The organism is Ruegeria profundi, assembly GCF_020171505.1.
Lineage (GTDB): Bacteria > Pseudomonadota > Alphaproteobacteria > Rhodobacterales > Rhodobacteraceae > Ruegeria > Ruegeria profundi.
This window is the reverse complement of the sequence record NZ_JAIUZS010000003.1, coordinates 881197-903668: the sequence shown is the minus strand read 5'-3', so window position 1 is coordinate 903668 and position 22472 is coordinate 881197. Positions and strand designations below refer to the sequence as shown.

The window sequence follows — 22472 nt, the reverse complement described above, 5'->3', positions numbered from 1 at the left end:
TGTCTCGGGTGTGTGATGGTGAGCACGGGAAACATGAACGCCCGTATAACTAGGAACGCTTGAAAGGAGTTGATGGTGAAAGACCGCAAGCTGATTGTTCTCGTTTCCACATTGGGTCTGCTGTTTGCAGTATCTTCGGCCTCTGCCGAACGACTGGTTCTAGGCTGGGACACATTGGCGCCACCGCAGGCCGTTATCGAAGATCCATTTGCCAAACTGACCCGAGACCAATTGGATGCACTCAGGCAGATTCTCAGGTTCGAGAGTTCAAAGAACAGCCCGACTCCTTCCATGACGTCCAAAAATGCAAGCGAACTCCGCGATCGGCTCTTGGGTGAAGGTCTGGACGTAGATTGGCTCTTCGAGCAGCGCGAGCGCATCATAGAGAAACGCCGCGCCCAGAGCACCGCGGTGAACCCCGAAATCATAGGAGCAGAAGTTCGTATGCCTGGCTATGTCCTGCCGCTCGAATTCGACGGGTTAAAAGTGACCGAGTTCCTGTTAGTCCCTTACGCCGGTGCTTGTATCCATACGCCTCCACCTCCGGCAAACCAGATGGTGCATGTTACTTATGAAAAAGGGATTGAGGTTTCCGGGCTGTTCGCGCCTGTATGGATCGAGGGGGAGATGAATGCAGCCTATTCCGTGCAGGACGTAGGCTTTTCCGACGGTGCATCGCGCGTGGAAGTGGGCTACGGGATGTCTGCCGAAACGGTAGAACTTTACTGATACGGCAGATACTCACGCGCTGCGGCGTTTATCAGAAAGAAAACTTTACGCCCAGAAACGGTCCGCCGAGATTGAGGTCATCGATTGGTCCGAAATTGTCCAGATCAAAATCCATGTAGCGGTAACCGATAACCAGATCAGCCCGGTTCATTCGATAGTTTGCAGCAAGTGACGCTTGCCAGGTCAAGTCGCTGTTGCCGGCGCCGATGTCCCCATAATAGGACAAGTACCATTTATCATTCAGCTCCGTAATGCCACGAAGGCCAACGACGACGTCCCAGTTGTTGCCCGCTTCATTTTCTCTGATAACCTGCCCGTCGATAGGGGAACCACCAACGGCTTCCGTGGCGTCCACCTCGACTTTGCCATCCAGCCACAGGAATCGGACCCCACCCGTTGCGTGCAGGGTAGTCCCTGCTGTCTTCATGATCTTGTACCCAGCACCAAAAGTACTTTGGAAGCCCTTCAGGTCAAAAGAACCATTGACGTCAACCTCGATCGGGCCAACCGATGCGGAGGTGCCTGCGGAGTCCCCGAGATCAAGGTAAAATGCATCTGCAAAGAATAGCCAATCGTCTTTCTCTGCGAAAATAGCGCCCATGAAGCCAAGCTTCAGGTCTTCGATAATCGTGTCGATGGGCATCGATATGTCAGCACCCGTTGTGGTTTCACCCCCAAGATCAGCGCCCCAGAAGTAAACTTCGGCCTGCCAGTCCCAACTGCCTAGTCCGGTATCCTGTGCAACAGTCACGTTCGGAGCGCACATTATTGCCGCGACCGGCAAACACACTGCCTTCAGACATTTCAAAGCATTCATGTCGATTTCCTTCCTATTGCCAGCTCGTAATGCAGGTGTAATTTCTGCCGGAAGGAAGGCGGGATTCTTATCCCAATGGTCACCGTTCCGGCGGCGGTATCATTCAAGCGTGTTCTTGTAGATGACGCCGTCTTTCATGATAATTTTGATGTTGTCGCTATCTGTCACCGCGCCCAGGTCCTCAAGCGGATTGCCTTCGACCAGCAACAGATCGGCATAGTTGCCTTCCGCCACCAGCCCGAGAGTGCCTTCAAGATAGGGGTTACGCATATCGCCGCTCATTGCGAAAAGCTCTCCGGCGTTGCTTGTCGCCATGCGCAATATTTCGACGGGCTCAAACCAGTCCAGCAAACGCTCCATCTGCTTGGCCTGCTCTTCAGCAACCTCGGATGGCACGAAGAACAAATCTGTACCGTAGGTCACTTTTAATTCCGGGATTTCTTTGGCCCACTGATACACTTTGGCTGTGCCTTCACAAACAATCGCGAGCTTGGCATTCGAAAAATCACTAAGCTGCGGTTCGGAGCAGACCGTAAAAGGCTGCGTGCTCAGGAACACACCTTCATCTGCCATACGCTGGAGCGTTTCTTTGTCCAGTAGTTGCCCGTGCCCAATATCCTTGACGCCCGCATCAATCGCGCGATTAATGGACTCTTTGTGATAAGCATGGATCGTGACATAGGTGCCCCAGTCAGCAGCCGTATCGACAGCGGCCTTGATTTCATCAAAGGTAAACTGGTTTCCCAACAGAGGATCAGCCGGCGAGGAATAACCGCCGCCAGCCATCAACTTGATCTGGGATGCGCCATGCCGCAAATTCTCGCGTGCCGCTGCCAGTACCTGCGGGACCCCGTCAGTGAGATACCCATCGCCCGACTTGTAAAGTGGGGGAAGATCGCCGCCGAAACGGGGGTGGGTTTGATTGGGGAAACGAAAATCGCCGTGGCCAGCAGTCTGTGAGAGTGGCCCTCCGGACGGATAGATTCTCGGGCCGGGAACCAGCCCCTGATCGATCGCTTGCTTCAGTCCAAACGAAGCTCCGCCCATGTCCCTTACCGAAGTGAAGCCACGCATCAACATGTTTTCAGCGTCTACCGCCGAGTGAATGGCATTGTACTCTGGGAGGGCAGTAAGAAATGCGCTCTGGGGCAACGTGGTCCACGTAATATGCGCGTGGGTATCGGAAAGCCCGGGCATCAATGTGCGACCACCGCCGTCGATCACCTGACCGCCGGCGACGGCGATATCATCCGACGAGATCTGGGTAATCAAGTTGTCGGTGACAACGACGTTGACATCTTCCATCAACGTCTCGTTCACGCCGTCGAAAACATCGACATTGGTGAACAGGATGGGGCCGTCCTGCGACACGGCGACCCCGGTTGAAAGAATGAGCGCGAGAGACGCGCTCAATGCTGTTCTTGACTGTCGTTTTACCATATCGGTGTCTCCACTTCGTTTTTCCATTTCAGTTTATGACGCTACCTGCCGACCAGCGATTGTCAAAGCTCTCTTATTCGACCACAGGATTGCGGATCGCGACACCAGCCGGGATGTTCTGCACGACAGAGTCGTCCACCACGACCTGTCCATTCACGATGACGAAAGGGATACCCGTGGTCGGCAGGGAATTCTCGCCAATCGTCGGGGTCGAGTTGTCAGTCACGGTCGCAGGATCGAAGATCGTGATGTCCGCTGCCATACCTTCCTGCACACGGCCGCGCTGCTTCATCTGCGGGACCTCCTCCTCGAGGAACAGCGCCGGCTCGTAGCTCATCTTGGAAATTGCATCCATCAGCGACACCTTGCCTTCCTCACGCACCATGCGCAGGATTCTACCATGCGTGCCCGCACCGCGCGCGTGGCCATTGGCTGACCCGTAGGGCGTGTCGAAATTGGCGATAAATCCGAGCTTTTTGCCATCATCGTCGGTGATGATCCACGGCATGCCGTCTGACCCGACAATCACGCCCGGCCGGGTGAAGGCTTCCTCGATGTACTCTTGTTTCATGGTGTACATCAGCAGATCCGTTTCCGGCGCTTCTTTGCGCAGACGATCAAATTCCTCGGTGGTCAGCGGCTCGCCGGTCGCAGCCAGCTTGTAGTCGGAGACCTGAATGCCCATACGCTCTTCAAAACCCGGTGCGTTGTAATCGGCATCCACATAAGTCCCGGCATATTGATAGGGGTAGAATTCGCCGATCACTTTCTGGCCCTTGGCCCTTGCCGAGTCGATCAGGTCGAGGCAGTTTTCCGTCAGGCCGAGGCAGTTGCTGGGAATGTGGTGCAGCAACAGGGGCACGTCGTTTTCACGCGCAATGGTCAGCATTTCCGTCAGCCCCATAAAGCCGCTGGGCGGGATTTGGGCAAGATAGCGGACGTGCGAGGTGATCGGCACGTCGTATTTGGCTGCCAGACCCGTCACGGCCATGACTTCGGGGCTGCCCACCACCGTGTAATAGCCGATGGGATAGGCAACGCCGATCCCGCCCTGCTTTAGCTCCGCCTCGACCGCATCGAGGATCGCGGCCTCATCCAGCGGATCGAAGGTCTTTGTCTTGAACTTCGCGCCATCCTGCATGGCAGCGCCGAGGGCCGGGCTGTAGAGAACACGTCCGTCGGGCTTTTGCCCGTCGAGCACCGTTACACGCGCACCGACATGGGATACGTTTGTTCCGTAGTTGACGAAGGACTTTCCGTCCCAAAAGTCGTAGAAGTCAGCGACCGGAAAGGCGCCTACTTCGAGGTCCATCGGGGTCGTCACGCCATCCCGCACATAGAGCTTGTGCCCGAATTCGGACTGCGCGTGGCTGTGAAAGTCGATGAATCCGGGGGCAACGACATGCCCGGTCGCGTCGATTTCGCGCGCACCGTCGAGGTCATCCGTGCTGATCTCGGTGATATAGCCGTTGTTGATACCCACGTTGGCCACCTGATCGAAGCCGGTTTCGGGGTCCATCACGCGGCCGTTGTTGATCACCAGATCGAAACTTTGGGCATAGGCTGTGGAGGCGGTCATCACGGATAAAATGAGTGGCAGAGCTGTTAGCGAGTTCTTCATTTAAACCTCCAATGGTCGTTCAATGGTCTGCGCCACGAATAAAGAAGTCAGCACCGGGCTGACTTCATCGTGACGGCGCGTCGGTAAAGTTCATTGATCCAGATCACTTCGGGAACAGGAAGGTGACGTTGAAACGCAACCCCCAGTCGGGTCCACCCGACGGCGAGTCGAGGTACGGGCGCCCCGCCAGTTGAAAGCTGACCGGTTGCTGGCCGAAATGCACAAGCTTGCTGACGCCGATATTCAGCGGCGCCGTCCATTCTTCCTCATTCCAATCGTAACTCGCTTCGGCATTGATCGAAAAGGTCCAGGCGTCAGGCGTCGTGTAGGTCAGGAAGGGCTGCAGGAAGGTCGCATTGGTCTTGTCCCGGCCATCGGACGGGCTGTCGACGCCCCAGATGTGGTTGACGAGGGCGCCATAGGTCCAGCCATTCTTCTGTTTCAGCGCGACAAATGTTGGACCAACCCCCCAGTTATCGGAGGAGAATTCGTCCTTGCCTGTTGGCAGGAGCAGCACCGGGCCCGCCCCCCAGATCCAGCCACCTTTGGTCGGTGCCTTTGGCGAGAAGAAAAAAGACTGGACGATATCGCCCAGCCCCGAGGTGTCGCTGCCGCCGATGACCGGCGAGTCCAGATCAATGAAAGGAACGATCGTCCGTGAAATCAGATTCCAGTTATCGGAAAGATCGAACGGGATAACCGGCTGCACGTTGAGAACCCAGCGATCCGCATCCGCCTCCCCTATACCGGTGTCGTAATTCAACTGAAACGGGACGCTTATCAGGCTGGCGACCGGGTTCGACAACTGCTTGGCCAGATCAGCGGCCTCCCCCGGCGCAGGGCTGCCGGAGGTGTTCGGAACGGGCACGCCACCAGCAGTCGCGCCTTGGGTGACGGTGTCGCCGGAGGAAATCGCGGACGAGGACTGAGCCAGCACGCCTGTCGGCAGCGAGACCGCAAAAACAAGCGAAAGCTTTGTAAGTGTCGAATTCATTCTCACGTTAAGGTCCCTTCGAATCGATGAAACTGGCGGCGGCGGAAACTGAAGACGTGGATCGCGTCCTCGTTCGGGTTGAATTCGCCGCGATACGACGAGGCATCTTCAGCTTGACGACTTCGTGCTCCAAACTTTCAATCATTGGATTAAGTGTGCGCTTGGCGGGTTGGATTTGGCAAATCCATAAAGATACGATTCTTCCTGCATTGGGCGCCATTCTTCCCTAAACGCTGGATTCATCGAAAATACATGTTAAATTCAGCCGTGTGGCATGGTTAAAAAATCGCATACATGGCCGCTTCTTGAACCGAATGCCGGTAAAAGAAGCTGAAGTCGTTCAGATTTCGTCGGGGCAAATGAACTTCCGCACGATGGAGTTCTGGGGCCGCGACACTTTCATCCTCAAGATTGCAAACAGCGCCTACGCGTCGTTCACCGCACGTCCGCATCCCGGCTGGATCGGACTTCTTACCCCTATGTCTTGGACGGGTGATTTCCGGTTGAATGCCTGTCGGCACGAGCTCAATAGCGCCTATTACCTCGACGGCACCCATGAATACACCGTGGCGTGTCAGGACTCGGTGAGGCTCCTTGTGGGCATCAGGCGACGCGTAATGGACTCTGTCCTTTCGGAAATCTCTGGAGACATCGATGTGGATTTCCTCTCTGGGAGTCGCATTTTCGACGACTGCTCGGAGTGCGTGTTCGAAATGGAAGAGATGATTTCTTCCCTTCAAACGGACGGCATTCGTCATGCCGCCACTTTTGAAGGCACGAACCTGTCACAAGACCAGGAACGAGCCGTCGTTGCGAAGGTCGCGCACGTACTTTTGGAGAAGATGGAGTGCCCCACTTCGGCATGGCTCGGCCAAATCGACGACTATCACATCACGACAACGATCCGAGATGCGATCAGGGACCGTCCCTTGCATGAAGATCTGCGGCTTGAAGAGCTATACGAGATCGCAGGTGCCGGTAAAAACCGACTGCACAAAAGCTTTGTCAATGTTTACGGTGCACCGCCGGTGCGTTACCTGAAATTGCGGCGGCTGTGGCGGGCAAGGCAGTTCTTGCTGGATCCCAAGAACTCAAACTGTAAAATCGGGGATGTCGCATTCCAATTCGGCTTTCCGTCAAGCGGACGGTTAGCGAAAAGTTATCAAGCCGTCTTTGAGGAACTGCCACGCGATACGGTCAAACGCGCAAAAGGTACCGCGTCACGCGGCGCAGAGGTCCTGTAAGCCATTGCCGATCTAGCATGGTCTGAACGCAACTTGAACGTTTCGAAGAAGGCCCCGTCAAGCCTGCGACGTGTCAACTGGTCTTGCCACTATCGCCAGGCTTCCCGTCGTCATCGGGTTGCGCGTTCGTTTCATCCGCCGGTTGATCCTCGGTCGGGGACGCGGAAAGCGGCTCGGTGACCTTTGCCGTCTCTTCTTCTGGCCCGAAGTACTCAGGCGAACCCCGCGGCGGATAGCGCAACGTACCTTCCAGTCGTTCCCGCACCTGCGAAGAAAAGTTCGGAAACGGAAGTTGCCGTTTGTATCGCCATCGCCCAACCTCTTCAACCGTCGCTTTGGACTTGGCTGCGTCGAGTCCTGCATCTTTCGACAGATAGACGGTCTGACTTGGAAACGCGAAGCCCGTGCCCGATGCCTCGACGATTTCCTTTATCCGGAAGAAAACGTCTTCGCGGATCGCGTAAAAGTCATTCCATTCCCGAGTTTGCGCATAAACACGAACGTCAATATCCAGAGAAGATGCGCCATATCCAACAAACCGCACGCGCGCCGTCTCGCTCTTGATACGGGGATGGCCGTGCATCATTTTCCGGATTTCGGCCAAAACAAAGCGGAGTTGATCCGTGTCGGTTTCATACCGGAGACCAATGACCGAATTGATCAGCATCTCGTCGCACTGGGCCCAATTGACCAACTCCATATCGACGAACTTCGAGTTTGGTATGGCGATGAGCGTACGATCCAGAGCGCGGACATGCGTGGAGCGTACGCCGATGCGTTCGACCGTACCAGCCTGACCGCCGAAGGAGCAGTAATCGCCAACACGAACCGACTTTTCGAGATACAGCACAAACCCACTAATGAGATTTTCCAACGTTGGCCGGATAGCGAGTGCAACCGCAAGACCGCCAACACCGAGACCGGCAAGAATGCTGAGCAGTGGGAAACCCATGGTCTGCGCGCCAAAGGCAAGTATCCAGATCACTCCCACCAAAGCGATGATGTGGTTCAACAATCTCATCATGCTATCGTCCGAAGAACGATCAGAAGACATGCGGCGCGCGGCGATCTTGTCAGACATGTACTCCATGAAGTTCCAGAACGTCCAAGCCAGAGCGCCGTAGATGACCGCTGTTGCAATGAAAGTCTCTGTTCGCGCGAAAGAGCCGGTCAAGAAGAGTTGGTAGTTGAAAAACTTGTTCAGCAGATAGATCAGGATGACCGTCGAGCCGGAACGGATGAGCCTACCTGTGCTCGCCCTGATTTCACCGGCCACAACTCGCCGTTTCACGGCCGATTTGAGCCAAATCAGCACGCTCATGACGAAAGCCAGCGACAGAAAAGCAAAAACGATCTTCCAGAGTGGCGTTCCCCAGTACAAGCCCTTTGAAATATCGGGCAAAGACCTTTCCAGAGCGGCGGGGATCCAAGGGCCGCTAAACTGCAGAAGTCGCGTGCTCCATAACTCGTCCAGACGCTCCGGTGTTTGCGTTGCGATTTCTCTGAGATATCTGGGCGCAATCTTCGAGGAATTTGCCGAAAACAGGAACTCGCCTTCCCGCGGTCCCGCGTCAACTCTTTGCAGAATGAGAGGCGTGCTCGGAACAGGATAGTAGTCGGCGATTTCCGACAGGTCCACAGTATGGTCCGGCAGTACAACGAACTCGGCAGGATCGACCTGCTCGATGATGTCGATGAGTGCAAGGATGGTCCTCAGGCTAGAGTCGCGCCGCGTCGCCGTGTTTTCCGCCGACACGTCCAAAAGAGAAATCAGGGCATCGGCAAGTAACTCGATACGGTGATAGTTTTGGCTTGATTTTTCCTGGCTATAATTCGCGTTTGCTTCGACCAATTCGTCGTGCAGGTTTTGCAGTGTTTGGAGAGTATGGTAAGGCGTATGTGTCAAAACCGGTGGCAGGGCCGCGTCCGGATCGACCTCCTCGGTGATCGCTTGCGCGGACGTCTGCGACGTCAGAAGAGAGACGCAGAGAAGCGAGGCAAGCAATCGACTCGCGACTACGGAAATCAGGCTTTTGATCATCTTCATCGCTCGAACGTAACCGGATTTCGAATTTCTGAAAGGGCTTTCGTCGCCTTGGCAACGCACTACAGCATGCAGGAAAACTCTTCCATCTTGAATTCGCAAAGAAAACGGTTTTTGCTGGCTGCACGCGGGGGGGGCACCGGTTCAGCGCCCGAAGAACAGCATTGGGAGTAATGGCATGGCGAATGGTACTAATGGCATGCGACTGGTTTTGCTGCTTATTCTTGGCTTGGCGGTTTCCGCATGCAGCCACCGCGAACAGGCGATCATCGGTGTACAAAACCCGAACGTACCTATCGAAGAGATTGCAGGCACGAAGACGCACGACATCTACGTTCTGACCACGCGGCAGCCTTCGGCGGACCCGACTTTGATGTTCTCCGGGCAGCGCGGCGATCTGAGCTATGCAAGAGTGACCGTAACAATCCCGCCAAACCATGAGCCGGGTCGAATGGAGCGTCCCAAGCGCCTTCCCCCCAATCCGAAAAAAGAGATGACGGTTATTGATCCGGTACGGTTTTCAGGCGAGCGACAGTTCGTCACCGATATCAACAAGGCGATACGCGCAGCGCCCGATGAAGAAGACTCCATTCTGATATTCGTACATGGCTACAACACCACTTTCACCGACGCTGTCGTCAGGCTTGGTCAGTTTGTTGAAGATTCCGGCTTCGAAGGCGTGCCCGTGCTTTTTTCTTGGGCATCCGCCGGAAAATTGACGGATTATGTATATGATCTGAACAGCGCTTTGGCTGCGCGAACCGCCTTGATTGAAGGTTCGGACACATTGATCGGGACCAATGCAAAAGCTATCAATCTTGTCGCTCACTCCATGGGAAATTTCCTGAGCGTCGAGGCCATGAAGCAGGCGCGAATGCAGAACAGGTTTGACAGCAGCGGGAAGCTCAGAAACATCATATTTGCATCGGCAGATATCGATGTAGACGTCTTTGCCGAACAGATGGCCGTATTTGATCCGTCAGAGCGCAAGTTCTACGTCCTGATCTCTGAAGATGACAAGGCGCTGTCAGTGTCGCGATTTCTTGCAAGGGGGGTCAACCGGGTCGGTGACGCCGATGTCGCAACGCTTGACGCCTTAGGTGTGACTGTGATCGACTTAACAAAGGTCGAGGATACGAACAGCACGAACCACACGAAGTTCGCTGACTCGCCGCAGGCCGTCCAAATTCTTGGAAACGAAATGCTGAAGGGCGATTCACTCCATACCGGAACCGTGGAACCGGGAGTTCTCGGTAACATCTTCGTTGACATGACAAATGCGGCTCAGAGCTCGATAAGCCCGGGTGGGTAGTCGCAACGTCACCTAATCGACCGATCAAAGATAGGATTGGTTTTCAACGTCGCGTTCGCGCATGTATCACAGGACGACATATAGTTTTTGTTGCGCAAGCGCCGGTTGGAATGTGACATCTCTAATTCAGCTTATTTGTCGGTTCTGTAGCTTAAGGATTTCCGGACCACGACATCCCAGGTCAGAGATGGAACGCACGGCCATTATTTTTCGACATCATTGAGGAGCGATAGACTATGGTTGGCGCGTTCGAACAGGCGCTGCTCTCAGCGATGGTCATTCCCATCATGATCGGTATGGGTGCATCACTTACACCACGAGATTTCAAACTCGCGATCCACCCGCCTAAAAGGCTCGCTATTGGCATCGTCTCGCAACTTGGCTTCATGCCGCTTATCGGGTTCGTGCTGTCGATAGCTCTTGGGTTGCTAGAGCCCGTCGCTGTGGGGCTTCTGATACTCTCCTGTATGCCGGGTGGTACCACCTCGAACATGTTCACCTATTTTTCGCAGGGGAACCTGGCGCTTTCGATATTGATGACGGTAACATCGACCGTTCTCGGCGTTGTGCTGATCCCACTGATCTTGTGGATTTATGCTTCAACGTTGGAATTGGAGATCCCGCTCAAGAACATCGCAATCTCCCTTGCTTCGCTTCTCGTCCCTGTCGCTTTGGGCATGATCATACGCCGTTCAAATGCTCGTGCCCGAGCCTTGGCGGAAACCATGGGTTCCGCCGTTGGGGTGTTTTTTATCGTGTTTATCGTGATAACGTGGGTGCCCAGAAACTGGCAGTTTCTATTATCCACTTCATCGACAACTTACACCGCAGCAATTCTACTTGGGGTGTGCGGTATTCTGGTTGGGCTCGCCTTTGCTGTATTACTCCGCCTGCATCCGCGCGACGCCCGGACGATAGCGCTTGAAACTGGAATTCGGAACGGGCCGTTGGCGATTGCAATCATCGCGCTTTCGTTTTCTGGCGAAGAACAGCAAGCGACCGCGGCGGTTGCAGCGCTTTACTCGCTTTTCATGCTGCTCATTTCGTCACTGGCTACCTTAATTTTTCGGCGAAACACATTTTGGCGGACACCAGATTGATCGCTTCGTTCCAACAGTTAGGCGGTTGCGCCTCGAGCATTGCTAAAACGCGCGCGAGACTCCAAGTCCGAATACAAGCTGATCCCTGTCGCCCCGTTCCGAAACAATCGGGCTGTCTGCCGCGTCGTTAAGAAGTCTCGAAAACATCAAGCCGCCTCCTACCAACCATGTGCGACTAAGCGGTTGGACATAGACGACCGATAGGCGGACGTCACGAACACCGGATTCCGCCTCGAACACGGAAAGTCCACTGTCCGCCGCGCCCGCCGGACTGACTGAAAAGAATGTGTCCATGTAGTCTGACGAACCGTAAGTCGTGCCAGCATAAAAACCAAGAGCGGCGAACTTACCTACGGGCATCCAACGCCGAGCAGAGGCAGCAATCGTGTAACCGTCGTTATCACCGGTAACACCATGAGTGAAACTCGCGCCGACAGACCAACGCTCTCTCGGGTCACTGCCGACATTCTCATAAGATATAAACCCGCCCAATTCGAACGTTCCTTCGATGTCCGGCAAAAGATCCACGATCGGATCATCCACGTCTTCTCGGCCGAACCGATACATGCCCGCAGGCCCGGCGCGCCAGTTGCGATTTTCCAAAAGGTTGATCGTAGCATAGTTTACTTCGAGAGAAACGTAGCGCTGTTCGCCAAAAGAATACCTGCCAAAGGGAGCAACGCCTACCGCAGCACCATCTGACCCAAGATATTCCGGGTAACTTCCAATGCCGAGACCAAAGTAACTTGGAAGATACGTGGGGGTCAAAGAAAGGAACTGGGGCTCCGCGATAGCGGAAGCTGCGATAGTGGACAGGCACGCTGCGAAGGCAAAGCAATCCGTTTTCGTTGCTCGATACATGGCATTTCGCCTCCTTTTTGTAAGAAGCATTGGTCGCGGATTTTCTAACGCCCTGTCAAGCACGCGATATCTGCAATGAAAATGTGCGAATTTCTGGAAAATACCGAATGCGAGTTTTGTCAGCGACATTTGCTTCGCATCAAGAGGTATAGCAAATGGTTTCGGTCAACCCTGATTGAAAGGATCTGAGCTAAACCCGAATAAAAAAGGTTAGCGGAACGGTACACTGGATGGGGTTCTGTCGCAAACTTTAGATGGCAGAGCATCAGTTGAATTGGAGATCGGTTTGCCCTGCCAGTTGGGCGAACTGCTGAAACGGACGGAGGCCGGGCGTGAATTGACCTTTGCGGATCATGTTGACCAGTTCGATGCCAGCCAGGGCAGATGCAGCTGAATCGAAAGACTTGAAACCCAGCATGGGCCTGATCCGACGTTTGATGAAGCGATGGTCTTGTTCAATGATGTTGTTGAGGTATTTCCGTCTGACCATCTCAATCGGTACCGGACAACCAAAGCCTTTCAGCATCTTGTTTATTGCTTTGATGCCAGCTGTGTTCGCACCGCTTTTGTCGATGACAATTTTCCGTGGCAAACCGTTCGCCCCAAGCGCACGAGCGAAGAACTTGGTCGCAGCCGCTTTATTCCGGCGCTTGGATAGCATGAAATCAAGGGTCTTTCCGTGTTTGTCGATGGCGCGATAGAGATAAACCCACTCACCCTTCACCTTCACATAGGTCTCATCCATGCACCATGAACGGTCGGCAGGGCGCTTTTTGTAACGTGAAGCATCAGCTACAAGACCGGCATATCGACTCACCCAACGGTTCAGCGTCGCGTGATCCAGTTTAACGCCTCTTTCCGCCATGATTTCTTCCAGATCCCGATATGACATACCGTATCGGAGATAAAAGAAAACAGCGTACAAAATCACTTCTTTCGGAAAGTGTGCGCCCTTGAAAGACATTGTCACGGTCTGCTCCTGTCATTTTTGAGCATGCGCTACCAAAACTACGTTTGACCTGACAGGTGGGAACTAATTTTGCGACAGAACCGCTCCGATCTGGTCTCCGTGTTGTCCGAGGCCCGCGAGGTTCCAGAAATGAAAGCCCATGCAAGCCCGCGTGATTGGGTGGAGATCGGCTGCGGCTGGCGCGACAGGACGGCTACATGGAGCGCTTGAACGAAACTGCACAGGATTGGGTGCCCCATAGACCTCAACACGATAACAAGAGTCAATTGATACGACTGACATAAAGAGCTGAGATCGGATCGGCAGCAAGTCCCCTCCAGCAGCTGCCAACGGATAAGGCACTGACAAGAAAGCAGCCCCTAACGGGGTCAATTGGCGGGCGAAGAATGCAGAACAATACATGAACATGCAAGATTCTGTATAAGCCATTTATATGTTTTAGATTTTTCCCTTGCGTTTAACCGATGGCGATCCCATCTCTTTTCCACCCACGGTTCATTGCCAGCTTTGGCATCTGAACGACGGGTCGAACGGCGACGACTGCGCCATTCGCAGATCAGATCACCCTGATCCCTTGTGAGCGACCCAGAGGGTCCTGCTTACGCATCAACGCAGAGACCGCGGTGTCCAGCACCGCATGAAAGTTTCGAAGGAGCCCTCCGGGCTGTCCGGCGGGCGTGGTGCATGAGGAGGACCTACTGTGCCGAATGCGAAGACCGGGGCGAAGAGCCCGACCCTGCCGGAAACGCTCCGGCTCAAGATCACTTACCGCAAGGTGGCAGATCTCAAACCCTATGCGGGGAATGCCCGCACCCATTCCGACAAGCAGATCGACCAGATCGCGGCGTCGATCCGGCAGTTCAGCTTCGTGAACCCGGTTCTGATCGATGCCAACGATGGCATCGTGGCCGGGCACGGCCGCGTCGCCGCCGCACGCAAGCTCGGATATGACGAAGTGCCCGTCATCGAACTGGCACATCTGAGCGAGGCCGAGCGGCGCGCCTATGTCATCGCCGACAACCGCCTGGCCGAGCTGGCTGGCTGGGATCGAGAGGTCCTCGCAATCGAGCTTCAGGCGCTATCCGAGATGGATCTCGACTTCGATCTCGAGATCACCGGGTTCGAGACGGCCGAGATCGACCTTCTGCTGGATGACGACGATGCTGGCGATCGCGATCCCGCGGACGTCGTCCCCGAGGTCTTCGCGGGTCCTGCAGTCACCCAGCCTGGCGACATCTGGCAGCTTGGGCGCCACAAGCTGATCTGCGGCGATGCGCTGGATCCAGGTACATATCAGCTGCTCATGGGAGACGATCGCGCCCGTGCGGTCTTCACCGATCCGCCGTATAACGTGAAGATCGACGGCCATGTCTGCGGTTCCGGAAAGGTGAAGCATCGCGAGTTCGCCATGGCGACTGGCGAGATGGATAAAGCCGGCTTCACCACCTTCCTCCGCGATGCTCTCGCCGCCATGGCCGATGTCAGCCTCGATGGCGCCATCCACTTCGTGTGCATGGACTGGCGCCACATGGACGAACTGAGCGCGGCTGGGGCCGAGGTCTATTCCGAGCTCAAGAACCTGGTGGTCTGGGCCAAGACTAATGGCGGCATGGGCACCTTCTACCGCTCGCGTCACGAGCTGATCTTCGTCTACAAGGTCGGCACCGCGAAGCACCTGAACACCTTCGGTCTCGGCGAGACCGGCCACTATCGCACGAATGTCTGGGACTATCCCGGCGTCAACAGCTTCGGCGGGAACCAGGAAGACCTGGCGCTGCATCCGACCGTCAAGCCGGTCGCGCTGGTGGCGGATGCCATCCGCGACGTAACCCGGCGCGGCGACATAGTACTCGATGGCTTCGGCGGGTCAGGCACTACCCTGATCGCGGCCGAACGCACGGGCCGCGTAGCCTGTCTGATCGAACTCGACCCGCTCTACTGCGATGTGATCTGCCGGCGCTTCGAGGCCCTGACGGGGCAGCCGGCACGGCTTGCGGACACCGACCAGACCTTTGCCGAGGTTGCACATGACCGCGCAGCCGAGGCTGACACCGCGACTGTGGAGGCGGCCGAATGACGGCAGAGGCTCCCCCCAAAGTCGGGTACATGAACCCGCCACAGCATACACGGTTCAAAAAGGGCAAGTCCGGCAATCCCCGGGGTCGCCCGCGCAAGCAGGAAGACCTAAACACGGAGTTGCACCGGGTTCTCAACCGCAAAGTGCGGGTCAAAGACAATGATCAGAAACTGCCGATCCGGGATTCGCTGATGTGGAAGCTCCGCGATCTGGCGCTGCAGGGCGACAAACAAGCCATGGCTCTGCAGCGGCGCATCATCGATGAATCCGGTATCAGCGATCCAAATGCCTATTCGCCAGAAGAAAAAAAGAAACAGTTCCTCCGCAACATCCAGCGGATGATTGCAAAGACTAATGCAAAAGAGGACCGCGATGAGTAAAGACGACAAAATCGGCTATGCCAGCCCGCCAAAGTCCACACGCTGGCGGAAGGGTCAGTCTGGCAACCCCATGGGTCGGCCGAAGACGAAGTCCGAATTCATGATGGACGCCGCACGGATCCTGACCCAGCCCGTCGACGCCCGCGCACCGGACGGCACGACGGTTCGTTTGGGCGGCATCGAAGGCGCCTACCATTCGCTCTGCCGCAAAGGTCTCAAGGGGCACAAACCGTCGCTGCTCGAAGCGATCCGGATCATGCTGGAAGTCGGCCCGGCTGTTAAGGCAAAAGAGGAAGAGCAGAAAAACAAGCGGCAGGAAATCTTGGAACGGCTGGAGCGTATGGGCGTCCCAATCTCAGAAGATTCCAAAATGCGCAAATAGCGCCATTCCAAACTGGACTTCCGACGCGCCAAGAGCGTCACTGTTGCCACGCCCGGCAGGATCATCCCGGGCGCATCTCGGTACCAGGGCCAGCATAACGCTGGCCCGGAGAACCGAGGAGCAAACATGTCCACACCCAAATCGACACCACCGCGCGGGACCAAGTCCGCAATCCTGCGCAAACTGCTGAGCCGCAAAGCTGGCGCCGATCTCGCCGCCCTGCAAGCCGCCACCGGCTGGCAAGCCCATTCAGTCCGAGCGGCGCTGAGCGGGCTCAGAAAGGCCGGATATACGATCGACCGCGCGGATCCTGCCAAAACCGGCGGCGGCGCGGTCTACCGCATCACCAGCGGCCCGGAGAGCGCGGCATGAAGCGCTCCCTCGCCGAGATTGAGACCATGGACCGGGCGGCGCTGATTGTCGCCTGGGACGCGGTCTTTGGCACACCTGTGCCGAAGCGCCTCAGCAGCCCGTTCCTGCGCCGGTACCTGGCTTTCGAGATGCAGGCCCGGGAATACGGCGGATTGCCAAAAGGCTTTGTCGGCAAGCTCACGAGGGCGGTCGGCGACAACCGGGGCACCAGCAGCCCCGCACTGAAGCCCGGCGGGCGCCTGATCCGGGAATGGAATGGTGTGACCCATGTGGTCGATGTCATCGACGGTGGCTTCGTCTGGAATGGTCAGCGTTATGCGTCGCTGTCGCCGATCGCCCGGGCCATCACCGGGGCCCGGTGGTCCGGGCCGCGGTTCTTCGGGTTGAAGAAGGTGATCTGACCATGACCAAATCCCGGATCCGCTGCGCCATATATACGCGTAAATCCTCTGACGAGGGGCTCGACCAGGACTTCAACTCGCTTGATGCGCAAGCCGAGGCCTGCGCCGCCTATATCGCCAGCCAGCGACACGAGGGCTGGGTTGCGGGCAAGACCCGCTACGATGACGGCGGCATCTCCGGCGGAACGCTCGATCGGCCTGACCTGCAGCGCCTCCTCGCCGATATCGACGCGGGGCTCGTTCAGATGGTGGTGGTCTACAAGATCGACCGTCTGACCCGATCCCTCGCCGACTTTGCCAAACTGGTCGAGCGCTTCGATGCCGCCGGTTGTTCCTTCGTCTCGGTTACCCAAGCCTTCAACACGACCTCTTCGATGGGGCGGCTGACCTTGAATGTTCTGTTGTCCTTCGCCCAGTTCGAGCGCGAGGTCACGGCCGAGCGGATCCGGGACAAAATCGCGGCCTCTAAGAAGAAGGGTCTCTGGATGGGTGGCGTGCCGCCGCTCGGGTACGATCCGCATCCAGATCCCAAAACCCGCGGCCTCGTCATCAATGCAGTTGAGGCAGAGACCGTTCGGACGATCTTCGCGCTTTACGATGACCTCGGCTGCCTGAACGCGGTCATGCGCCGGGCCAATGATCTGGGCCTGCGCTCCAAGCTGCACCGCTTCCGCTCCGGGCGGGTCCAGGGTGGCAATCCGTTCTCGCGCGGCCAGATCTACGCATTGCTGCGCAACCCGATCTACGTCGGCAAGATCCGCCACAAGATCCAGATCTGGGATGGGCAGCATGAGCCGATTGTCTGCGAGGCGGTTTGGGACCGGGTCCAGGAAAAGCTGGCGGCTGCCAGTGCACGGCCGCGGGGCCGAAAGACTACCACCCAACGGATAGGGTCAAAATGTGCCGCCCCTCTCACTGGTAAGTTGCATGATGAAACTGGAGACCGATTGACCCCGACGCACACTCGGCGTCATGGACGGCAAATCCGATACTATGTCTCGAACCGGCTGGTCTCTGGCGGGACCTACCCCCGTGGCTGGCGATTGCCGGCAAACGCTCTGGAGCAGGCTGTGGCGAACGCTATTGCACGGCATATCGGGAAACTGGCCCGCGACCATCGGATTTGCGTACGGCCCGATCTGCAGCGCGGTGATGCGATCTTAACAAAGGCACAGCACCTCACCTGTCGACTCTCAGAGGGCGCGAACGGTCTTCTTCAAAAGATCCTAGACGAGGGGCAGATCGAGAAGCGCAACATTGTCTTGAAGCTGAATGCGGACGCACTGGCCGAGGCACTTGGAGTGCAACCCAATGAGATAGACCGCGCGGTTCTGACGATTGAGGTTCCATTCGAACTGCGCCGACGCGGTGTCGAAGTAAGGATCGTCATCGGCGACCGCGAGCCTCAACCAGATCGTACGCTACTTCGCGCTCTTTCCCGTGCGCATGTCTGGGCAGCAGAATTGCGCAACGGCAGGCCCCTTGGAGAGATCGCCGTGGCGACGGGGCATGCAGAATCCTACATTCGCACGCGATCGCAGCTGGCGTTCTTGTCGCCCGAGATCCAGAGCGCAATCCTTGAGGGGCGCCAGCCGACGAACCTGACCCTCGAACGGATAATCCGAAAACCAGTGCCACTGGACTGGGATGCCCAGGCCCGATTGTTCGGCTTCAAAAGCGGTCAGTGGCTTCCCTGATCTGGATGCGGCATTCCCTGTTCTTTCCGAAAAGTTTCCTGATAATCGCGAAAATATTCCCTGTTAATTTGCGTAGGGAATTCTTCCGCAATGCATTGATAACGCGCACAGATTCAGGGTGGAACATCGCTCAAAAGTCCAAAACTTGAAGAATTTCCCTGTTAAATCCCTGTTAGCAGGGAATCTTGACGCTAACCGAAGCGCGTTATGGTGCCTTCGGAGACGTTGCGCGGAAATCGCGCCAGTTCACTGAATTACAGTCGTCTCTCTGGCAGATGGCATGGCCCAAGCGCTTGGAAAAAGGGGAGAAAACAGGGAAAGACGGACTGTGCTGACAGAGATAGGGGTGGGTGGCGGAGAGACAGGGATTCGAACCCTGGAGACGGTTTCCCGCCTACACACTTTCCAGGCGTGCGCCTTCGACCACTCGGCCACCTCTCCGTGAGCGCGATGTTTGGACCATCGCCAACTGATTTGCAAGGGGCGATTACACCGATTTTTCAGGCTTTCGCAGTTCCGCCGCACAGGCACCTAAATCTCGTCGCCGTCACCTTCCGACAGATCGGTCTCGCTCATGTCAATTGGCTTCGTCTTCGACTGCTCGGACGTGGTTTTGTCCGCTTTAGGTGCCGAAGCTTTCTCCTTCAACGTCTCTGGGTTTCGCAACCAGACATCACGTTGGGCGAACGGAATCTCGATCCCTTTCTCGACGAACCGTCGGTTGATTTCGTGGTTCATGTCGGACTTTACAGACAGTACCCAATTCACATCACGTAGAATGGCCCGGATTTCAAAATCCAGAGAGTCTGCGCCGAACCCCTGAAACACTACGGTTGGGGCTGGGTTGGCCACCACCATGGGATGCGAATTGGCTACGTCGCCCAGAATTTTCTCAACCAGTCTTGTGTCGGTCCCATAGGCCACACCCACAGGCACGATGACCCGACCGATCGTATTGCCGCGTGTATAGTTCGTGACCACACCACTGATCAGGTCCGAGTTGGGAACAATCAGGTCGGTCCGGTCAAAGGTCTCAATCCGTGTGGACCGGACCGAGATATCGCGCACATACCCCATCATGCCATTCACATCGATCCAGTCGCCCTTTGAAATTGGGCGTTCAACCAACAGGATAATGCCCGAGACAAAGTTTGAAACGATTGTCTGCAGGCCAAAACCGATACCGACCGACAGCGCACCAGCCACAATCGCCAGAGACGACAGATCGAACCCAGCCACCATGATCGCCACCAGCGCTGCAAGGAAGACCCCTACATATCCAGTACCCGCTGCAATCGCGTTCTGTCCGCCCGGATCAATTTTGGTCTTCGGCAGCAGCGAATTCCGCAGTCCGCTCTGCAACATTCGGGTAAGGCCATAGCCGATTAGAAAGACGATTAGGAAAGTGAAAAAGTTACTGGGCGAGATCGTGACGCCGCCGACATCGAAGCCCCTCAAAAGTCTTGTCCAGGCTTCAAGCAGGTCCGTTTCGCGCGCACCCCAATAAAGCGCAAGAACGGGCAATGCTAGAATCGCAAGCGCAAAACCCACCAGAACCGAGAATAATGAATCCCAAACAGCCTCGCCCTGCCCTGTGATCCAACCGTAAACCTGAGTGATAAACCGATGAAAAATCACCAAGGCAGCAATCAGAACAAGCGTTTTTACTGCGGGGAAAACAATAGCCTCTGCCGCGTTCGTATACCCAAAAACCGCGAGGACGGGCGTTGTTATACCCAGAATAAACAAAGCACGTCGCAGAAATTCCACCAGTTGGCCAAATCCGGCCGCCCGCGTCGCACCGCTCGTATCAGATGCGTCGTGCCCGGTGTCAGCCGCCCGGATGTGCCGCATACGAAGCAGAATCAATGCAGTGAACACCACAACCGGGAAGCTAACAACAGCACGCGTTGTATCCGAGACATTCTCGATTTCCTGAAACAGGATTGTCAATTCGTGCAAGATCAGCATCAGGGCGAGCAGATCAATATAAACACGCAGTTCCCTGATTTTGGCGGCTGATAGTTGTTTGAATCCCTGCGCCTCACCCATGAGGTAGATCTGGCGTCCAATCCAATCATAAAACAGGATGATTGCCGCCCAATAAGGGATTTTTTCCAACAGTAATGCGCCCCGAACCCCTAATACTTCGGTCAGGCTAACGGCCACAACTGCCGCCAAAACCCCAAGCCACGGAAGCGCAATGCGCAGCAAAGAAATAACGAACGTCCAGACGCCGGACCCTGAGCCGCCCAAACGACGTAGGTAGTCTCCACCCCTCTCTGACCATCTACGGCCAAACATCAGTAAAACAGTCGCAATGGCAACAAAAACGAAAATCACCAGCCCGCGTTCGCGAATTTGTTCGTGTACTACATCCGTTCGCAGGTTTTCGATCGTTTCATTCACCAGACCTCTCAGAGCGTTCTCGACGTCCGTCCACGCCGGACCCCACGAGGCCGGATTGATCGGGGAAGGTCCACGCTCAAGCAGTTCTTTGGTTTGGCGATGCCGAATGATTTGATCGATTTCACTGATCAGCCCGTTGGCACGGCTAAACGCTTCTTCCGAGATTATGCGCGGAACACGCAGACTATTCAGTTGCTCCTCAAGGTGCGCTCGGATGTTTGCGATGTCTTCGGGTTCAATTGCGTCACCCTCGGGCTTGGGACCCAATGCATCAAGTTGGCTCTGAAGCGTTTGAATTCGCTCTGTATTGGCCCCTCGAGCCCTGTTGAAGTCTTCCCGGTAGCCATTAATTTCCGAACGCAGGTTTTCTAAAGCCGCGTTCGAAGCGCGGTTCGCCTCAATGACCGTTTCGGCGCGGTTCGCCGTGCTTAACCAACCCTGATAATATTCGCTTTGCCGATCAGTTAACTGCGCGGCCACCGGGCCGCCCAGCATGGCAAAACACACCAGGAAGAGCGCAAAAAACAGGCGAACCCGCCGTAGCATCATACGTCCTCGAACACGCCGGGAATGCTGCGCGGGGCTTCGGTCATCCAATCAGGAACCGGCAGTTCCTTTTCGCGCAGAAACTCGGGATTAAACAGCTTGGACTGATACCGCGTACCATAGTCACACAGGATCGTCACAATGGTGTGGCCTGGCCCCAGATCTTTAGCCAATCGCACCGCGCCCGCCATGTTGATCGCGGTTGATCCGCCCATAACCAGGCCTTCTTCGCGCAAAAGGGTGAAAACCAACGGCAGCGCCTCGTTATCAGTGGCTTGATATACATAGTCCGGCTTGAAGCCTTCAAGGTTCTTGGTGATACGAACCTGTCCGATACCCTCGGCGATCGAGCTGCCCTCCATCGTAATTTCACCGGTGGTATAGTACGAGTACAAGCCAGCTCCCATCGGATCAACCAGACCAATCTTTACGCCCTTGGGCTGCAAGGCGTCGGCCACACCGGCCAGCGTACCGCCAGAGCCCACGGCACAGACAAAGCCGTCAACCTTGCGACCTGTTTGTTCCCAAATCTCAGGACCCGTGGTTTCCACGTGGGCCTGACGGTTGGCCACGTTGTCGAACTGGTTGGCCCAAATCGCACCATTCGGTTCGGTCTGCGCAAGTTCTTCGGCCAGACGCCGCGAATAATGAACGAAGTTGTTCGGGTTTCGGTAAGGCGCAGCCGGAACCTGCACAAGTTGCGCGCCCGCCAAGCGCAGCATGTCCTTTTTTTCTTCGGACTGCGTTTCCGGGATCACAATCACGGTTTTGAACCCCATTGACGCCCCAACAAGCGCAAGTCCGATACCAGTGTTGCCTGCTGTTCCTTCGACAATTGTGCCACCGGGCTTCAACTCGCCACGGGCAACTGCATCGCGGATGATGTAAAGCGCCGCGCGATCTTTTACGGATTGACCCGGATTCATGAACTCGGCCTTGCCAAAAATCTCGCAACCGGTCTCTTCACTGATGCGCTTTAACCGGATCAGGGGTGTTTTCCCGACTGCGTCGGCAAGGTCTCGTGCAATGCGCATGGCGCCCTCATTTTCTTTACGTTTCATTGAAGATTTACAGTT

19 protein-coding genes and 1 tRNA gene are annotated in these 22472 nt (G+C 56.0%); 10 read left to right on the top strand and 10 right to left on the bottom strand.

Annotation, left to right across the window (positions count from 1 at the left end; genetic code table 11):
- Positions 1–72: 72 nt before the first annotated feature.
- Positions 73–729, top strand: a complete 657-nt coding sequence (locus LCM21_RS10295) for a DUF3299 domain-containing protein (protein ID WP_093964985.1) — start codon at positions 73–75, stop codon at positions 727–729.
- 31 nt (positions 730–760) lie between these two features.
- Here the strand turns inward: LCM21_RS10295 and LCM21_RS10290 are convergent, their stop codons facing one another.
- The 4 genes from LCM21_RS10290 to LCM21_RS10275 all read right to left on the bottom strand — a co-directional run bounded on the left by LCM21_RS10290 (position 761) and on the right by LCM21_RS10275 (position 5601).
- Complete coding sequence (locus tag LCM21_RS10290; protein ID WP_224890513.1) at positions 761–1546, bottom strand: porin family protein; 786 nt, start codon at positions 1544–1546, stop codon at positions 761–763.
- Between the two features lie 99 nt (positions 1547–1645).
- Positions 1646–2986, bottom strand: coding sequence for a metal-dependent hydrolase family protein (locus LCM21_RS10285; protein ID WP_093964983.1), 1341 nt, complete (start codon positions 2984–2986; stop codon positions 1646–1648).
- A 73-nt stretch (positions 2987–3059) separates the two neighbouring features.
- Positions 3060–4607 (bottom strand): amidohydrolase family protein, encoded by a 1548-nt coding sequence (locus LCM21_RS10280; RefSeq protein ID WP_224890512.1) that lies wholly within the window; start codon positions 4605–4607, stop codon positions 3060–3062.
- A 103-nt stretch (positions 4608–4710) separates the two neighbouring features.
- Positions 4711–5601 (bottom strand): transporter, encoded by an 891-nt coding sequence (locus tag LCM21_RS10275; protein ID WP_224890511.1) that lies wholly within the window; start codon positions 5599–5601, stop codon positions 4711–4713.
- Between the two features lie 314 nt (positions 5602–5915).
- On the opposite strand from LCM21_RS10275, the gene LCM21_RS10270 reads away from it, so the two are divergent.
- Positions 5916–6845: a helix-turn-helix domain-containing protein gene (locus LCM21_RS10270; RefSeq protein ID WP_224890510.1), complete on the top strand. Its 930-nt coding sequence runs from the start codon at positions 5916–5918 to the stop codon at positions 6843–6845.
- Between the two features lie 73 nt (positions 6846–6918).
- On the opposite strand, the gene LCM21_RS10265 is transcribed toward LCM21_RS10270, so the two are convergent.
- Entirely contained in the window at positions 6919–8892 is a 1974-nt protein-coding gene (locus LCM21_RS10265) for a mechanosensitive ion channel family protein (RefSeq protein WP_224890509.1), read from the bottom strand.
- A 175-nt stretch (positions 8893–9067) separates the two neighbouring features.
- Here LCM21_RS10265 and LCM21_RS10260 point away from each other — a divergent pair, with 175 nt between their 5' ends.
- Both LCM21_RS10260 and LCM21_RS10255 read left to right on the top strand, forming a co-directional pair.
- Positions 9068–10201: an alpha/beta hydrolase gene (locus tag LCM21_RS10260; RefSeq protein ID WP_224890508.1), complete on the top strand. Its 1134-nt coding sequence runs from the start codon at positions 9068–9070 to the stop codon at positions 10199–10201.
- 236 nt (positions 10202–10437) lie between these two features.
- Positions 10438–11301, top strand: a complete 864-nt coding sequence (locus LCM21_RS10255) for a bile acid:sodium symporter family protein (protein ID WP_224890507.1) — start codon at positions 10438–10440, stop codon at positions 11299–11301.
- 42 nt (positions 11302–11343) lie between these two features.
- Here the strand turns inward: LCM21_RS10255 and LCM21_RS10250 are convergent, their stop codons facing one another.
- Positions 11344–12162, bottom strand: a complete 819-nt coding sequence (locus LCM21_RS10250) for a MipA/OmpV family protein (protein ID WP_176432512.1) — start codon at positions 12160–12162, stop codon at positions 11344–11346.
- 265 nt (positions 12163–12427) lie between these two features.
- Positions 12428–13132: an IS6 family transposase gene (locus LCM21_RS10245; protein ID WP_224890506.1), complete on the bottom strand. Its 705-nt coding sequence runs from the start codon at positions 13130–13132 to the stop codon at positions 12428–12430.
- Positions 13133–13832: 700 nt separating this feature from the next.
- Between LCM21_RS10245 and LCM21_RS10240 the strand changes: the two genes are divergently transcribed.
- The 6 genes from LCM21_RS10240 (at position 13833) to LCM21_RS10215 (ending at position 18441) form a co-directional block, all read left to right on the top strand.
- Positions 13833–15209: a site-specific DNA-methyltransferase gene (locus LCM21_RS10240; protein ID WP_224890505.1), complete on the top strand. Its 1377-nt coding sequence runs from the start codon at positions 13833–13835 to the stop codon at positions 15207–15209.
- Positions 15206–15589 (top strand): DUF5681 domain-containing protein, encoded by a 384-nt coding sequence (locus LCM21_RS10235; RefSeq protein ID WP_224890504.1) that lies wholly within the window; start codon positions 15206–15208, stop codon positions 15587–15589. Before LCM21_RS10240 ends, LCM21_RS10235 begins: the two co-directional genes overlap by 4 nt.
- The gene (locus tag LCM21_RS10230; protein WP_224890503.1) at positions 15582–15971 is read left to right on the top strand and encodes a DUF5681 domain-containing protein; all 390 of its coding nucleotides are present in this window, start codon (positions 15582–15584) and stop codon (positions 15969–15971) included. Before LCM21_RS10235 ends, LCM21_RS10230 begins: the two co-directional genes overlap by 8 nt.
- A 126-nt stretch (positions 15972–16097) precedes the next feature.
- Complete coding sequence (locus tag LCM21_RS10225; RefSeq protein ID WP_224890502.1) at positions 16098–16343, top strand: DUF3489 domain-containing protein; 246 nt, start codon at positions 16098–16100, stop codon at positions 16341–16343.
- Positions 16340–16744: a DUF2924 domain-containing protein gene (locus LCM21_RS10220; protein ID WP_224890501.1), complete on the top strand. Its 405-nt coding sequence runs from the start codon at positions 16340–16342 to the stop codon at positions 16742–16744. Before LCM21_RS10225 ends, LCM21_RS10220 begins: the two co-directional genes overlap by 4 nt.
- A gap of 2 nt (positions 16745–16746) precedes the next feature.
- Positions 16747–18441, top strand: a complete 1695-nt coding sequence (locus LCM21_RS10215; protein WP_224890500.1) for a recombinase family protein — start codon at positions 16747–16749, stop codon at positions 18439–18441.
- 351 nt (positions 18442–18792) lie between these two features.
- Here LCM21_RS10215 and LCM21_RS10210 read toward each other — a convergent pair.
- The 3 genes from LCM21_RS10210 to LCM21_RS10200 form a co-directional block, all read right to left on the bottom strand.
- A tRNA-Ser gene (locus LCM21_RS10210) sits at positions 18793–18882 on the bottom strand.
- 90 nt (positions 18883–18972) lie between these two features.
- Positions 18973–21396, bottom strand: a complete 2424-nt coding sequence (locus tag LCM21_RS10205) for a DUF3772 domain-containing protein (protein WP_224890499.1) — start codon at positions 21394–21396, stop codon at positions 18973–18975.
- Positions 21396–22430 (bottom strand): cysteine synthase A, encoded by a 1035-nt coding sequence (locus tag LCM21_RS10200; RefSeq protein WP_224890498.1) that lies wholly within the window; start codon positions 22428–22430, stop codon positions 21396–21398. Before LCM21_RS10200 ends, LCM21_RS10205 begins: the two co-directional genes overlap by 1 nt.
- Between the last annotated feature and the right edge of the window lie 42 nt (positions 22431–22472).

Coding starts and splice junctions, on each gene's coding strand:
- LCM21_RS10230 (WP_224890503.1), top strand. CDS start 15,582: ATGAGTAAAGACGACAAAATCGGCTATGCCAGCCCGCCAAAGTCCACA.
- LCM21_RS10290 (WP_224890513.1), bottom strand. CDS start 1,546: ATGAATGCTTTGAAATGTCTGAAGGCAGTGTGTTTGCCGGTCGCGGCA.
- LCM21_RS10235 (WP_224890504.1), top strand. CDS start 15,206: ATGACGGCAGAGGCTCCCCCCAAAGTCGGGTACATGAACCCGCCACAG.
- LCM21_RS10225 (WP_224890502.1), top strand. CDS start 16,098: ATGTCCACACCCAAATCGACACCACCGCGCGGGACCAAGTCCGCAATC.
- LCM21_RS10285 (WP_093964983.1), bottom strand. CDS start 2,986: ATGGTAAAACGACAGTCAAGAACAGCATTGAGCGCGTCTCTCGCGCTC.
- LCM21_RS10200 (WP_224890498.1), bottom strand. CDS start 22,430: ATGCGCATTGCACGAGACCTTGCCGACGCAGTCGGGAAAACACCCCTG.
- LCM21_RS10220 (WP_224890501.1), top strand. CDS start 16,340: ATGAAGCGCTCCCTCGCCGAGATTGAGACCATGGACCGGGCGGCGCTG.
- LCM21_RS10270 (WP_224890510.1), top strand. CDS start 5,916: ATGCCGGTAAAAGAAGCTGAAGTCGTTCAGATTTCGTCGGGGCAAATG.
- LCM21_RS10215 (WP_224890500.1), top strand. CDS start 16,747: ATGACCAAATCCCGGATCCGCTGCGCCATATATACGCGTAAATCCTCT.
- LCM21_RS10280 (WP_224890512.1), bottom strand. CDS start 4,607: ATGAAGAACTCGCTAACAGCTCTGCCACTCATTTTATCCGTGATGACC.
- LCM21_RS10260 (WP_224890508.1), top strand. CDS start 9,068: ATGGCGAATGGTACTAATGGCATGCGACTGGTTTTGCTGCTTATTCTT.
- LCM21_RS10205 (WP_224890499.1), bottom strand. CDS start 21,396: ATGCTACGGCGGGTTCGCCTGTTTTTTGCGCTCTTCCTGGTGTGTTTT.
- LCM21_RS10295 (WP_093964985.1), top strand. CDS start 73: ATGGTGAAAGACCGCAAGCTGATTGTTCTCGTTTCCACATTGGGTCTG.
- LCM21_RS10255 (WP_224890507.1), top strand. CDS start 10,438: ATGGTTGGCGCGTTCGAACAGGCGCTGCTCTCAGCGATGGTCATTCCC.
- LCM21_RS10265 (WP_224890509.1), bottom strand. CDS start 8,892: ATGAAGATGATCAAAAGCCTGATTTCCGTAGTCGCGAGTCGATTGCTT.
- LCM21_RS10275 (WP_224890511.1), bottom strand. CDS start 5,601: ATGAATTCGACACTTACAAAGCTTTCGCTTGTTTTTGCGGTCTCGCTG.
- LCM21_RS10250 (WP_176432512.1), bottom strand. CDS start 12,162: ATGTATCGAGCAACGAAAACGGATTGCTTTGCCTTCGCAGCGTGCCTG.